The following is a 14176-nucleotide window of genomic DNA, read 5'->3' on the forward strand; positions in this document are numbered from 1 at the left end:
TAAGCCCCTCAACGAGCGGCGGTTCGCGGAGGTTAAGCCGATGACACCCGCTTAAGCCCCTCAAAGAGCGGCGGGTTCGCGAAGGTTAAGCCGATGGCACCCGCTTAAGTCCCTCAACGAGAAGCGGTTCATGAAGGTTAAGCCGATGGCACCCGCTTAAGCCCCTCAACGAGCGGCGGTTCGCGAAGGTTAAGCCGATGGCAGCCACTTAAGCTCAAAAAGTATTCGGTAGTAGCCCGACTAAACGCAAAAAGGCTGCCGGAAAGGTGCTTACACCTTCCGGCAGCCCAATAATACAGAGCTTTAGGCCCGTTCCCGCTCCCGCAAAAGCCGGACGAGACTGTCGGCCGCTTTCCATATGTCGCCGGCGCCCATCGTGAGCACAAGGTCGCCGGGAGCGACGCGTTCCGCCAGCAAGTCCCGAACCTCTTCCTTGGTCGGGACATAAGATACGTTCGGATTGCTGTTGCCGGCGATCAGCTCGACCAGCCGCTCGGAGTGTACGCCTTCGATCCGCTGCTCGCCTGCCGGCGAGTAGATGTCGGTGATGATCACCTCATCCGCGTCCGCGAATGCCCGGCTGAACGCATCGAGCAAAAAGAACGTGCGCGTGTAACGCTGGGGCTGGAAGACCGCGATGATCCGTTTGCCGGTCGCTTTGGCCGCCTGGATGGTGGCCTGGATCTCCGTCGGATGATGCGCGTAATCGTCCACGACCAGCATGTCCTTCACTTCGCCAAGCACTTGAAACCGCCGCTTGGCGCCGCGAAACTCGGTAATGGCGGCCGCCACCTTTTCGAAAGGAGCACCTGCTTCCAAGCAAACGATAATAGTGGCCAGTGCGTTATAAACGTTGTGCAGTCCAGGCACCGACAACGTGACGTCTCCGAGCGCTTCGCCTCCGCGTTTCATCGTGAATGTCGCGGTGCGGTCGCCCAAGCGTATGTCGGCTGCAGTGTAGTCCGCGTCGCGGTCGATCGCAAAAGTGACGAGACGTGTCTTGTCCTTCACTTTCGGAATCATATTACGAACGTTCTCGTCGTCCGTACAAACGACAGCGATCCCGTCAGGCCGCACATTTCGCAAAAAAGAAACGTAAGCCTCGAGCAGTTTGCCGAAATCACCGTCGTAATTTTCAAGATGATCGGCCTCGATATTGGTGACGACGGCTATCGCCGGCGTGTATTGAAGGAACGAACCGTCGCTCTCGTCAGCCTCGGCCACGACGATATCCCCTTTGCCGGCCTTGGCGTTCGTCCCCACGTTGACGATCTCGCCCCCGATGATAAAGGTGGGGTCCAGTCCGCAAGTTTCCAGCACAAGCGCGATCATCGACGAAGTCGTCGTTTTCCCGTGTGCGCCCGCTACGGCAACGCCGGTTCTGGCGTTCAGCAGTCTGGCCAGCATCTGTGATCTATGCAGCGTGGGAATGTTCAGCTGCTCGGCGGCTTGGCGTTCAACATTGTCTTTAGGCAGCGCAGTGGAGTACACGACAAGGTCGGCCCCCCGCACGTACTCCGGATCGTGACCGATATGAATTCGGGCGCCTTTGGCGGCCAGCTTATCGGTTAATTCCTGACGGACGACGTCGGAACCGGACACCTCATATCCGAGCTCCAGCATGACACGGGCGATGGCGCTCATGCCGTAACCCCCGATGCCGATAAAATGTACATGTTCAGCCGTTCGCAACGACGATTCACCAGCCTTTTTCTGAATTCGTTCCATGGAGCAGCCACGAGCGGACATCGGCAATCAAGTATAACGTGCCGGTAACGACGTTCAGCGTCCCTTCGGACGAAGCGCCGTCCAACTCGCGCAGGCGTGCGACGGCGCGGCGCCAATCCGGCTCCACCGCGATTTCGCGGGGCCGGCCGAGCTCCTCCTGCAGCCGTTTCGCGACGGCCGCCAGGTCTTCGGCCTTCATTTTTTTATGAAAATCCGGTTCCGTAATGACGAGCGTATCAATCATTGGTAGTATATGCCGCAAAGAATATTCGTGATTCTTATTGGGCATCATCGCCATCACGACGTTTAACCGGTCGAAACGATATACATCGCGCAAAGCCGCCGCCAGTGCCGCCATTCCTTCCGGATTGTGGGCCCCGTCGATCAGTATGCGCGGGTTTTTCGACACCATTTCGAGACGTCCCGGCCAAGCGGCCAGGCGCAGGCCTTCCGCCGCCAAATCTTCGTCTTCCACGATCAGCGCGTAAAATTGGCGGAGCACCTCCAAGGTCATGACGGCAGTTGCCGCGTTGGCCTGCTGATGCGCGCCGTTCAGCGAGATCGTGAGAGACGGGATGTCCCGGAAGGGACCGGTAAAAGAAAACCGCTGCTCATCCTCAGCGACGGAAATCGGTTCGAATCCGAACTTCTCACCCCGCGCATAGAGGGACGCGTGATTCGCTTCCGCGGTCTCCCGAAAAATATCGAGAATCTCCGGGCGCGTTTCGCCCGTCACCACAGGAACACCCGGCTTGATGATGCCGGCTTTTTCTCTGGCGATATGTTCGAGCGTCGGTCCCAGCACATCCATATGGTCGTGGCCGACGTTCGTAATGACGCTGACGACGGGCACGACGATATTGGTCACGTCCAGCCGGCCGCCTAGCCCCGTCTCCCATACAACATAATCGGGATAAACGACCGTGCCGTAATAGAGAATCGCCAGCGCAGTCGTAATTTCAAACATCGTCGGATAGCCCAGCTCCGGCTCGCTTGCCGCCAGTTCGTCAGCAACCGGCTTAATTCGGTTCGCAAGCTTCAATAAGCTTTCGTCGTCGATGTCCTCCCCATTGTACTGAAGACGGTTCGCGTAAGATGTCAGGTAGGGGGACGTAAAGGTCCCCACATCGTAACCGCACTGCCTCAGCACGCTCGTCAAATACGCGCAGACCGAGCCTTTGCCGTTCGTACCCGCCACATGTATGAATTTTAACCGCCGGTACGGATGGTTGAACCGTTCCATCATCCGGCCGATTCTTTCCAAGCCCGGACGGATGCCGAAAGCGGTAAGCCCGGTAATCCAGGCAACCGCCTCCACCGCCGTCCGAAAAGGGCGGTTGCCGTCCGATGGCGCATTACTATCGTTCATCCTGCCCATCTCCTATCATCCGCGAAGTTCGGCGATCCGGGCCAACACCTTATCCCGCTTGCTCCGATAATCTTCGCCTTTGGCCCGCTCTTGCTCTACGACATGGGCGGGCGCCTTCGCGATATAACCTTCGTTGGAGAGTTTCTTCTCCACGCGCTCAACTTCAGCCTCCAAATGAGCCAGCTCTTTCTCGAGACGGGCGATTTCCTGCCCGATGTCGATCAAGCCCGCAAGAGGCAAATACAGCTCGGCGCCCGTCACCACCGCGGTCATGGCTTTGTCCGGCGGCGTCAGGCCGGCATCCAGCGTGAAAGTAGACGTATTGCAGAATCGGCGCACATACTCCTCGTTGCGGGCGAAAATGCCTTCTTCCGCGGCACCGGTCGGCTTGAGCAGCAGCTCGATTTTTTTGCCCGGCGACACGTTCACTTCGGCACGGATGTTGCGTACGGCCCGAATGACGTCCATGAGCAGCTCCATTTCTTTCACGGCATCGGCCGCTTCGAAGGCCGCATCGTACGCAGGCCACGCGGCCAGCGTAATCGTCTCGCCCGGCTCGTGAGGCAGATGCTGCCAAATCTCTTCGGTCAAGAACGGCATGAACGGATGCAGCAGGCGAAGCGTGCGGTCCAGCACATAGGCGAGAACCGATTGCGTACTGCGCTTCGCCTGGGTGTCCGTGCCGTACAGGCTCAATTTCGCGAATTCAATGTACCAATCGCACAAGTCGTCCCAGATGAAGTTGTATAGCAGCCGTCCCGTTTCGCCAAAATCATAGTTTTCCATGAGGCGCGTAATGTCGCGGGCCGTCTCGTGGAACCGGTGCAAAATCCAGCGGTCGGAAGTGGAAAGCGGTCCGGACAAATCGATGTCCTCATGCTTGAAGCCTTCCAGGTTCATCAGCGCAAACCGGGACGCGTTCCAGATCTTGTTCGCGAAATTGCGGGCCTGCTCCACTTTTTCGAAGCGGTAACGCAAATCCTGACCCGGGGTGCTGCCCGTAGAGATCATATAGCGCATCGCATCTGCGCCGTATTGCTCGATTACATCCAGCGGATCGACGCCGTTGCCGAGCGATTTGGACATTTTGCGGCCTTCCGCATCGCGAACGAGACCGTGAATCAACACGTCTTTGAACGGAATGCGGTCGGTGAATTCCAGTGCGGTGAAAATCATCCGGGCGACCCAGAAGTAAATGATATCGTAACCCGTCACCAGCACGTCGGTCGGGTAGTATCTCTTCAAATCCTCGGTATCGTTGGGCCATCCCAAGGTGGAGAAAGGCCATAGAGCCGAGCTGAACCAAGTGTCCAGCACGTCTTCGTCCTGCTGAAGAGATTCGCTGCCGCACTTCGGGCACACCGTCAAGTCTTCCCGCGACACATGGGTTTCTCCGCATGCTTCGCAGTACCAGGCCGGAATGCGGTGCCCCCACCATAACTGCCGGGAAATACACCAGTCGCGGACATTTTCGATCCAATTCAAATAAATCTTTTCAAAACGATCCGGAACGAAGTTTACGCCTTGGCCCGATCTCTGGTTGTCGATCGCACGCTCGGCCAGCGGCTTCATGGAGACGAACCATTGTGTCGACAAATACGGCTCGACCACCGCGCCGGAGCGCTCGCTGTGGCCCACCTGGTGGACGTGGTCCTCGATCTTGATGCAAACGCCGAGATCCTGCAGCTCCTTCACGATCGCCTTGCGGCATTCGAAGCGGTCCATGCCTTGGTAAGGCCCGGCATTCGCATTCATTCGTCCGCTCTCGTCCATCACCGTAATTTGCGGCAGGTCGTGGCGCGATCCGACCTCAAAGTCGTTCGGATCGTGCGCCGGCGTAATCTTCACCGCTCCGCTGCCGAAATCTTTCTCGACATATTCGTCTGCGATAATCGGGATTTCGCGATTCACGATCGGCAGACGAAGCATTCGGCCGATTAGGTGCCGATATCGTTGATCTTCCGGATGAACCGCAACCGCCGTATCGCCGAGCATCGTTTCGGGTCTCGTGGTCGCCACGGTCAGATGTCCGCTTCCGTCGGCAAGAGGATATTGCAGATGATACAGGTGCCCGTTGACTTCTTTGTATTCGACCTCGATATCGGACAGTGCCGTCCTCGCGGCGGGATCCCAGTTAATGATCCTTTTGCCGCGGTAAATCAGGCCTTTGTCATACAAACGGACGAATACCTCACGGACGGCCTTCGAAAGGCCTTCGTCCAACGTAAAGCGCTCGCGCGAGTAGTCCAGGCTGAGACCCATTTTCGCCCATTGTTCGCGGATCGAAGCGCCATAGGTTTCCTTCCATTCCCATACTTTCTCCAAAAATGCCTCGCGGCCCAGATCGTAACGGGATTTGCCTTCCTCGCGGAGCTTTTGTTCCACCTTCGTCTGCGTGGCGATTCCCGCATGATCGGTTCCCGGGAGCCACAGGGCGTCGAACCCCTGCATCCGCTTGAAACGCACGAGAATATCTTGAAGCGTAAAATCGAGCGCATGGCCGATGTGCAGCATGCCGGTCACGTTCGGCGGCGGAATGACGATCGTATATTTCGGTGCGTCGGGGCGCCGGCCGGCTTGAAAATACCCTTCGCGGATCCATGTGCCGTACCATTTGCGCTCGGCAACAGTCGGATCGTATGTCGTCGGCATTTCGGACTGCAGCCGTTCTTGCATTTCGGACATTTAAGCGACAACCTCCTTAATAATTTCTCCCCAAAAAGTGACGTGCGGCTCTGAAGCTTAATCCAATTCCTTTTTGGGGACCCCGGGAAAATACAAAAAACCTTCCGTCGCAAAGGACGAAAGGTTTATCTTCCGTGGTACCACCTTCGTTCCGTTCGGCTATGCAGCGGGCCGTACGGCACTTGTCGCAGGGTAACGGCTGCAACCCGTCCCGCTCTAACCGCCGGCTCTTCGGCCAGGGCTCAATGGGGAGACTCCAGGGCGACCCGCCGCGTCACGCCGTCTGCGGAACCTCACAGCGCCGGCTGCCCGGCAGTTCCGCTCTCTGTAGGGGTGAATCGCGAACGCTTCCCTTTCCGCGTCTTTCTATATTATTCTACCCGTCTCGCCATGGAGAGTCAATAAGGACGGGCGCAGGGCATGCCGCCCGGCGCATGCCAAAAAAGCCACTCCCGGAAGAGTGGCCAGATTGTCGACACCGGCTATGCTGCGATACACCGCTGCGGTTTACGACGGGATATACAGCACTTGTCCTGCCGATAAGTAAGGATCGCTGAGCCGGTTGTGCCGCTGCAGTTCCCGAGTTTGAACATGATAGCGGGCGGCGATCGTCTCCAGCGTATCATCCTTTTGGACGATGCACAGCCTCATCTTGCGGAACGATTGAGCGTCCGCGCCGTCACTTAAGAATAAACGCGTCCATTCGAGCTCGTCACCGGTGCTCTCCTTGCTTAACTTTTCGTCTGCATCCGGCACGCTCGATTCGGCTTGGGCCGACAGCATGGCCCGCAGCTCCGCCTCGCGGGCTGCGCCTTTCTCCCCCAACTGTGAAAGAAGGCCGACGCCGGTCGTTACACTGCTTGCCGATGGCTGCGGGGATTTTACTCCGAAGGCCACCTTCATTTCCGGCTTCTCATCGGGAACGGTCGAATATGCGCCCGGAATCGGAATTTCGGGCTCGGGTGGACGGCTTGACGATTCGTCTTCCCATTCCGAAGGCTCGTTCGCTCCTTTCCACTCGTATGCCTCAGGATTCAGCCATTCCTCCGCTTCATCGGACTGCGCTTGCGAATCCTGATCGCGTATCCATTGCTCCAAATCATAGGCCGGCTGCTGTTCCGCTTCCGCTTCCACCCGGATTTGGGTTTCTGCTTCGTCTTGCATCCCGATGTCCGGCTCTTGTTCTTCGATCCGCCAAACACCGGCTTCCGAAGCCGGATCGGGGGACTCAAATGGAGGAGTATCTTCGAGCGCCGGCGGAGGCTCGGACGATCTCGCTTCGTCCGGCAGCGCGGTGCCGCCCTCGTCCGACGAAGCCGGAGGTTTCGGAACTGCTTGCCGTGCGAACGGCACCGTCTCTTGCTGCTCGTCTGCATCGGGTGCCTCCGGAATGAACGGCGCCTCATGCACGACCGTAAAGCTGTCGTCCCTCCAGACCGGAGCGTGCGAAGCGGCAGCCTGAACCCCGCGAAGCGCCAGTACGCCGGTGACATTCAAGCTGCGCGAGGACAATACGTCTACATCGAAATTATCGATTTCGATGGCCAAATCCTCCACCTTGTCGACACGGTTCATCGGCAGCGAAATTTCTACCGGAATCCAATGCTCCAGCTGCGACGCACTATCCGCGTCGTTTAGCGGCCGATAAACGCCGGACAACAGCAAATGCCCCCTGAGCAGCACCTGATCCTCCTGGGGCAGTACTTTCATATGGGGTACGAGTTCAATCTCTTCCAGTTCGCCGATCGCCGCAACATCCTCTGGCAGGTGCACCCGCTCATAGATGTCGAACCTTAAACCGCGTAACGGATCCGTCACGAAAAACGTCCTCCTTTCGGCATCGCGCCCGAGCGTGCCGGGCCTTTGACAGCTTTCCTATTTATCTATATGCCGGGGAAAATCGGGCATGCCTCACTGTTGCCGAAAAGCAAACAACCCCGCCCGATGCCGGCAGGGCATATCGAACGGGGAGCGGAAAAGGCTTTATTACAAACTGCGAAGAGCTTCGCGGTGAGCTTCAATCGTGAGATCGATATCATCCTCAGTATGCACCGTGGAAAGGAACCATCCTTCGAACGGAGAAGGCGCGATGTTCACTCCTCCGTCGAGAAGGCTGCGGAATACTGCGCGGAACGTTTCTCCGTTGGCGGTTCGCGCCGTGTCGTAGTTGACGACCTTGGTATCGGTAAAGAAAGGGCAAACCATGGAGCCGACGCGGTTGATCGTCATCGGGACGCCGGCTTCACGGGCGTTAGCCTCTAAACCGGTCTGCAGACGGGCGGCCAAGCTTTCCAGCTGCTCGTATTTTTGCGGAGTCATCAGCTTCAGCGTCGTGTATCCCGCGGTCATGGCGAGCGGATTGCCAGACAACGTGCCGGCTTGATAAATCGGGCCGACCGGCGCGATCTGCTCCATGATATCGCGTTTTCCGCCGTATGCCCCGACCGGCAGGCCTCCGCCGATCACCTTGCCCAGGCAGGTCAGATCCGGCGTCACGCCGTACAAACCTTGCGCGCAGTTCAGATGGACGCGGAAGCCGGTCATCACTTCGTCAAAAATGAGCAGGCTGCCATACTGGGTCGTCACATCGCGCAGTCCTTGGAGAAAACCGGGCAGCGGCGGCACGACGCCCATATTGCCCGCTACAGGTTCCACGATGATGGCGGCAATTTCTTCTCCGAAACGCTCGAAGGCCAGTTTGACGGAATCCAGGTCATTGTATGGTACCGCGATCGTATTGGCGGCGACGCTCTCGGGCACTCCCGGACTGTCTGGGAGTCCCAGGGTGGCCACACCGGATCCGGCCTTGATCAGCAAACTGTCGGCATGACCATGGTAGGAACCTTCGAACTTGAGAATTTTACTCCGTTTGGTGTAGCCGCGCGCCAGACGCAGGGCGCTCATCGTCGCCTCCGTACCGGAGTTGACCATGCGCACCACTTCCACGGAAGGCACACGCTCGCAAACCAGCTCCGCCATCTCCGTCTCCAGCTCCGTTGGCGCGCCGAAGCTCGTCCCTTTTTCCGCCGTACGCTTCAGCGCTTCGACGACCTCCGGATGCGCGTGTCCGGCGATCAGGGGTCCCCAAGACAGGACGTAGTCAATATAACTCTGTCCGTCGATGTCCGTAATTCGGCTGCCCGATGCCCGTTCAATCACGAGCGGAGTGATGCCGACCGACTTAAACGCGCGAACCGGACTGTTCACCCCGCCAGGGAGGACCTTCTTTGCCCGTTCGAAAGCTTCTTTAGAACGTGAATCCGTGCGAACCTGTTTTTCGCTCATGTGCGTCACATCCTCATCTGAGAAATTGGAAAGTTACTCTCCGCGCAGCCAGCGCACGGCGTCTTTCGCGTGATAGGTGATGATGAGATCGGCGCCGGCCCGTTTCATGCCCGTCAACGTTTCGAGCACGATCGCTTTCTCATCGATCCAGCCCTGCATCGCGGCCGCTTTCACCATCGAGTATTCCGCGCTTACGTTATAAATGACAAGCGGAAGATCGAACCGGTCTTTCAGCATCCGGACGATATCCAGGTAGGCGAGACCCGGTTTCACCATCAGGAAATCGGCGCCTTCGTCCACGTCCGTTGCCGCTTCGCGAAGCGCTTCGCGGGCGTTCGCCGCATCCATCTGATACGATCTCCGGTCGCCGAATTGCGGGGCGGATTGCGCAGCTTCCCGGAAAGGACCGTAATACGCCGAAGCATATTTTACTGAATAAGACATAATCGGGACATCAAGAAATCCGGCCTCATCCAGTCCTTGACGGATCGCTGTGACGAAACCGTCCATCATGTTCGAAGGAGCGATAATGTCCGCCCCTGCTCTCGCTTGAGACACCGCGGTACGAACGAGAAGCGCCAACGACTCGTCATTATCGACGACGGCGGTATCGCCGTGACGGTGCACGACGCCGCAATGCCCATGGTCGGTAAATTCGCAAAGGCACGTATCCGCGATCACGATCAACTGCGGATAACGGTCTTTCATCCGTCGAATCGCTTCCTGCACGATGCCGTTCTCATCATACGCACATGTACCGGCAGCGTCTTTCTCGGCGGCGCTCGGAACTCCGAAAACTAGCACCGCTTTGATCCCCAGAGATACGATTTCATCCAACTCCTGATTCATTGTATCCAGGGACCAATTGTACACGCCGGGCATCGAAGAGATTTCTTGACGAACTCCTTCGCCTTGCGCGATAAAGATCGGAGCGATCAAATCGTCCACGTTCAGAACCGTCTCGCGAACCAAGCTCCGCATGGCGGCCGTGGAACGCAGTCTTCTATGCCTTGTAAGAGGGTAAGCCATGTCCATCCGTTCTCCTTTCTTGATGAAGCCGTTTATTTGACAATGCCGTGACCAATCCGTCGATGGTCGACGGTTCGGCAAGCGCCGTGACCGTAAGGCCTTGCTCCTCCGCCGTGCGGGCCGTGATCGGTCCGATGCAGGCGATCTCCACCCCGCTTAGCAAGCGTGCCGGATCTTCCACTCCGGAGTGCTTAAGCGCATCTACAAAGTTAACGACGGTAGACGAACTCGTGAAGGTCACGACATGAATCTCTCCGTTTTGCAGCATTTCCAGCAAGAAGGGATCCTTTTTTTCGGCCGGCACCGTGACGTAGGTATCGATTACGACAGGTTCGACGCCTAACCGTTCCAGCTCTCTCGGAAGGATCACGCGGGCCAGATCTCCGCGGGGGAGCAACGCTTTCTGACCGGCTTTGATAGGACCGGACAATGATTCCAGAAGTCCTTCCGCGCGGTATTTCTCCGGCAGCAGCTCCGACCGTACGCCGCGTGCGGCAAGCGCTTCGCCCGTCTTGGGACCGACTGCCGCAAACCGGGCCTTGTGGAAGCGGCGGATATCGACGCCGAAATGATCGAGCCATCGAAAAAAATAGTCGACACCGTTCACGCTCGTCAAGAGCACCCAATCATAGCTTTCCGCATCCGCCAATGCATGGCGGACGCGCTCTACCGCTTCCGCGGAATCCGGAAGCCGGGTTTCGATGACCGGAAACTCGTACGGTTCGCCGCCGAGCTCGTAGATCTTGTCGGCCAACTCGCTGGCCTGCGAACGAGAGCGGGTCACCAGTACGCGCAGCCCGAACAACGGCTTGTCCTCAATCCATGCCAAAGTCTCCCGCTGCCTCACTACCTCACCGACAACGATGACGGCAGGGGGCTGAAAATTTGCTTCTTTGACGCGCTCTTCGATATCGGCAAGCGTTCCGGTTAACGTGCGCTGCTCCGCCCGCGTTCCCCAGCGGATGAGGGCGACGGGCGTTTCCGGCGACCTGCCGTGTTTGATCAACTGCTCTGCTATATACCCGATTTTAGCGACACCCATCAGGAAAACGAGCGTGCCGGTCGCATGCGTGACCTTGTCCCATTGGATGGAACGGTCGAGTTTGTCGGGGCTTTCGTGTCCGGTAATGACGGAAAAAGAAGAAGCCAGGTCCCGATGCGTGACCGGGATTCCCGCATAAGCCGGCACCGCGATCGCCGACGTGATGCCGGGAATGATTTCATAAGGAATGCCGTGCTGCCCCAACAGCTCCGCCTCTTCTCCGACCCGGCCGAAAACGGTCGGATCGCCGCCTTTGAGCCGGGTCACCGTTTTACCCTGCAAGGCCAAATCGACAAGCAGCCGGTTGATGTCCTCCTGCTTCATCGTATGGCGGTCCGTCAGCTTCCCGACATAAATGAGCTCGGCGTCCGGCCGGGCACGGTTCAGCAGCTGCGGGCCGGCCAACCGGTCGTATACGACGCAGTCCGACTTCTGCAGCGCCTCAAGTCCTTTGACGGTGATCAGCTTCGGGTCGCCCGGTCCTGCGCCCACCAAATACACCCTGCCCTTGGTCATGTCGTTACTCCCTCGCTTCCGCCAGGATCGTGTCCGCTCCCCGCGCCAGAAGCGCCTGTGCAACGATCTCGCCGACCCGTTCCGGATCCGTTCCCGATGCCGTCTCTTTCAGCAGCCTCTTTCCGTCCGGAGATGCGACCATACCGGTCAGCACGATTTCCGCACCGTCCGTCGTTTCCGCATAAGCGCCAATCGGCACCTGACAGCCGCCGTTCAGCAATCCGAGCAGCCTTCGTTCGGCCGCTACGGTCCGCGCTGTGTGCTCGTCGTTAAACCTTGCGAGCAATTCCAGTACTTCTTCGTCGTCCGCCCGGCATTCGACGGCAAGCGCGCCTTGACCGACCGCAGGCAAGCAGAGCGCCGACGGTAAATAGGAGGTGATGCGGTCTTTCCACCCCATCCGGTGCAAACCTGCCGCTGCGAGCAGAATCGCGTCGAATCCTTCCTCCTCCAGCTTGCGCAATCGCGTGTCGATATTCCCTCGGATCGATTCGATGTGCAAATCCGGTCTCGCCGCCTGCAGCTGCGCGGACCTTCGCAAGCTGCTCGTGCCGACGCGCGCTCCGTGCGGCAGCTCGTCCACGCTTCCGGCTGTCCGGCTGATCAAGCAATCCCGAGGATCTTCCCGTTTCGGCACAGCGCCCAGCACAAGCCCGTCCGGCAGCTCAAACGGCATGTCCTTCATGCTATGTACCGCCATGTCGATATCGCCGTCGAGCAGCGCCTGCTCAATCTCCTTGACGAATAAGCCTTTGCCTCCGACTTTGGACAACGTAACGTCGAGAATCCGATCTCCGCGGGTGACGATCGGCTTCAGTTCGAATGTATAGGGCAAGCCAGCGGCTTCGCATATCGCTTGAAGGCTGTCGACGGTTTGTCCGGTTTGCGTCAGCGCGAGCGCGCTTTGCCGGGTGCCGACGACGATACGGCGTTTGAATGGTGTGGTCAATGGTTCTCCTCCTTTGGCTTTGCTGCCTCCGCACGGCTTCTCAGCCGTTCAAGCAGCTTGCCGGGCTGAGACTTCAGCCAGCCGGCCTGCCGCCATTCTTCAAGCGCATCCGGTTCCACAGCAGCCAACAGAAGAAGGCGCCGTTCCTCAGGATCCGCCACATGCTCCTTCACAGCACGGCGAATATGTCCAAGCGCATCGGCATATACCGAATACTCAGGCCCATATCGGGCCGATAACTCCCGCACCACACGGGCGGCCAACGCCGGTCCCGCGCCCGAAACTCCGGCAGCCAGCACGAAGCGTCCCCGCCTCAGCACGGCCGGAACCATAAAGTCCCCGGCTTCGCCGTTATCCGCCACATTGGCCGGAATCCCCAACAACCGCGCGGACTCGGCCAATCGCCGGTTTACGTCCGGCTCGCCCGTTGCGGCGAACACGAGCGCGGCTCCTTCTAGATCATCGTCTACAGCTTCCCGAGGGATCCATAGAATGCCGCCGTTGTCCGCGAGCTCTCGCAACTTCGGCGTCAACTGCGGACTGACGACGATCACTCTGGCGCCGGCGCTTAGCAGACCCGCGATTTTACGCTCCGCCACGGGTCCGCCGCCTGCCACCAAGCATTTTTTTTCGCTGATGTTCAGCATGACAGGATACCATTCCGCCAACCCGGTCCACCCTCTCTCTCGTTCACGTGGAAGCCCAGATTATAACCACCGGTGAAACGCGGAACCGGAATTCGCGAAAAAACCGGCCACCAGCAAGACGTATCCGAACAGGTTCCAGCGCGCAAGCCTTGTCCCGTCGTCTGCCGAAGCCATTCGCCTGAATAGATAGACGAAATACAGGACGGCGGCCGCGAAAGAAAACAGCACCTTTTCGTCCAGCAAAAATTCGGATCTCCCGTCCTGCATTAACGCAGCTGCGCCTGTCGACAAAGACAGGAACAGCAGCGGCACCCCGATCAGCCCCGCGCGAAAAGCGTAGAGATCGATCAGCTCCAGACTGGGCATGCGCGTCATCATCGGCGTCCAGCGCTTCTTTTTGAGCATGCGGTGCAAAAACAAATACATGCCGGCGAGAACTGCGGCGACTGTAAGCACGGCAAACGCAACCGTAATCAACCCGATATGAAGCACGAGCAGGCGTCTGGCGACTTCCCACGCGGACAGCTGCATGCTCCGGTCCGGCCTCTGCAGCAGGTTGAGCGCCAGCACGGCAAACCCTGCGGCGTTCACGAGCAGAACGAGCAGCTCCGCCCGGATCCAGCGGTTCACAATGAATGAGATGGACACGAGAAGCCAGGAGACGAAAAATAAAAACTCTCTCGGTGTAATTTCCGCCATCGAGAAGCTTTGAAACAGCAGGATGAGCAAAAAGACGGTTTGCAGCAACCAGACGAAAACAAGCAGCCCTGTGCCGACTTTCCTTGCGCTCCGGTTGCCGGAAGCGGCGTCGGATACGAAGAACAGCAGGCTCAGGGCATATACGTAAAGTACGGCATCGGTCAGCCAATCTTGGGTCAACATGGGGGTTATGAGCCTCCCCTCATCCCGGGACATCGGCCGGTAAG

Annotated in this window: 10 protein-coding genes; all 10 read right to left on the reverse strand. The window is 58.4% G+C overall.

What is annotated here, in order from left to right:
* Window positions 1-303: 303 nt before the first annotated feature.
* Complete coding sequence (gene murC / locus E5161_RS13670) at window positions 304-1728, reverse strand: UDP-N-acetylmuramate--L-alanine ligase (protein ID WP_136778369.1); 1425 nt, start codon at window positions 1726-1728, stop codon at window positions 304-306.
* Entirely contained in the window at window positions 1700-3097 is a 1398-nt protein-coding gene (locus E5161_RS13675; protein WP_136778370.1) for a bifunctional folylpolyglutamate synthase/dihydrofolate synthase, read from the reverse strand. The genes murC and E5161_RS13675 overlap by 29 nt, the downstream gene beginning before the upstream one ends.
* A gap of 15 nt (window positions 3098-3112) precedes the next feature.
* Window positions 3113-5782 (reverse strand): valine--tRNA ligase, encoded by a 2670-nt coding sequence (locus E5161_RS13680; RefSeq protein WP_136778371.1) that lies wholly within the window; start codon window positions 5780-5782, stop codon window positions 3113-3115.
* 507 nt (window positions 5783-6289) lie between these two features.
* Entirely contained in the window at window positions 6290-7600 is a 1311-nt protein-coding gene (locus tag E5161_RS13685; protein WP_136778372.1) for a LysM peptidoglycan-binding domain-containing protein, read from the reverse strand.
* Between the two features lie 168 nt (window positions 7601-7768).
* Entirely contained in the window at window positions 7769-9067 is a 1299-nt protein-coding gene (gene hemL, locus E5161_RS13690; RefSeq protein WP_136778373.1) for a glutamate-1-semialdehyde 2,1-aminomutase, read from the reverse strand.
* A gap of 33 nt (window positions 9068-9100) precedes the next feature.
* A complete protein-coding gene (gene hemB / locus E5161_RS13695; protein ID WP_136778374.1) occupies window positions 9101-10096 on the reverse strand; it encodes a porphobilinogen synthase in 996 nt (331 codons plus the stop codon).
* On the reverse strand, window positions 10071-11654 hold the full coding sequence (gene cobA, locus E5161_RS13700; protein WP_136778375.1) for a uroporphyrinogen-III C-methyltransferase: 1584 nt from the start codon (window positions 11652-11654) through the stop codon (window positions 10071-10073). Before cobA ends, hemB begins: the two co-directional genes overlap by 26 nt.
* 4 nt (window positions 11655-11658) lie before the next feature.
* Window positions 11659-12603, reverse strand: coding sequence for a hydroxymethylbilane synthase (gene hemC / locus E5161_RS13705; protein ID WP_136778376.1), 945 nt, complete (start codon window positions 12601-12603; stop codon window positions 11659-11661).
* Window positions 12600-13271 (reverse strand): precorrin-2 dehydrogenase/sirohydrochlorin ferrochelatase family protein, encoded by a 672-nt coding sequence (locus E5161_RS13710; RefSeq protein WP_136778377.1) that lies wholly within the window; start codon window positions 13269-13271, stop codon window positions 12600-12602. The genes hemC and E5161_RS13710 overlap by 4 nt, the downstream gene beginning before the upstream one ends.
* A 39-nt stretch (window positions 13272-13310) precedes the next feature.
* Window positions 13311-14132, reverse strand: coding sequence for a cytochrome c biogenesis protein CcsA (gene ccsA / locus E5161_RS13715; RefSeq protein WP_169306693.1), 822 nt, complete (start codon window positions 14130-14132; stop codon window positions 13311-13313).
* Window positions 14133-14176 lie beyond the last annotated feature (44 nt).

Origin of the sequence: Cohnella pontilimi (genome assembly GCF_005049045.1) — a bacterium.
Lineage (GTDB): Bacteria > Bacillota > Bacilli > Paenibacillales > Paenibacillaceae > Cohnella > Cohnella pontilimi.

Excerpts from the sequence above, each read along its gene's own strand:
- murC (WP_136778369.1), bottom strand. The coding sequence starts at position 1,728 with ATGGAACGAATTCAGAAAAAGGCTGGTGAATCGTCGTTGCGAACGGCT.
- E5161_RS13675 (WP_136778370.1), bottom strand. The coding sequence starts at position 3,097 with ATGAACGATAGTAATGCGCCATCGGACGGCAACCGCCCTTTTCGGACG.
- E5161_RS13680 (WP_136778371.1), bottom strand. The coding sequence starts at position 5,782 with ATGTCCGAAATGCAAGAACGGCTGCAGTCCGAAATGCCGACGACATAC.
- hemL (WP_136778373.1), bottom strand. The coding sequence starts at position 9,067 with ATGAGCGAAAAACAGGTTCGCACGGATTCACGTTCTAAAGAAGCTTTC.
- hemB (WP_136778374.1), bottom strand. The coding sequence starts at position 10,096 with ATGGCTTACCCTCTTACAAGGCATAGAAGACTGCGTTCCACGGCCGCC.
- cobA (WP_136778375.1), bottom strand. The coding sequence starts at position 11,654 with ATGACCAAGGGCAGGGTGTATTTGGTGGGCGCAGGACCGGGCGACCCG.
- ccsA (WP_169306693.1), bottom strand. The coding sequence starts at position 14,132 with ATGTTGACCCAAGATTGGCTGACCGATGCCGTACTTTACGTATATGCC.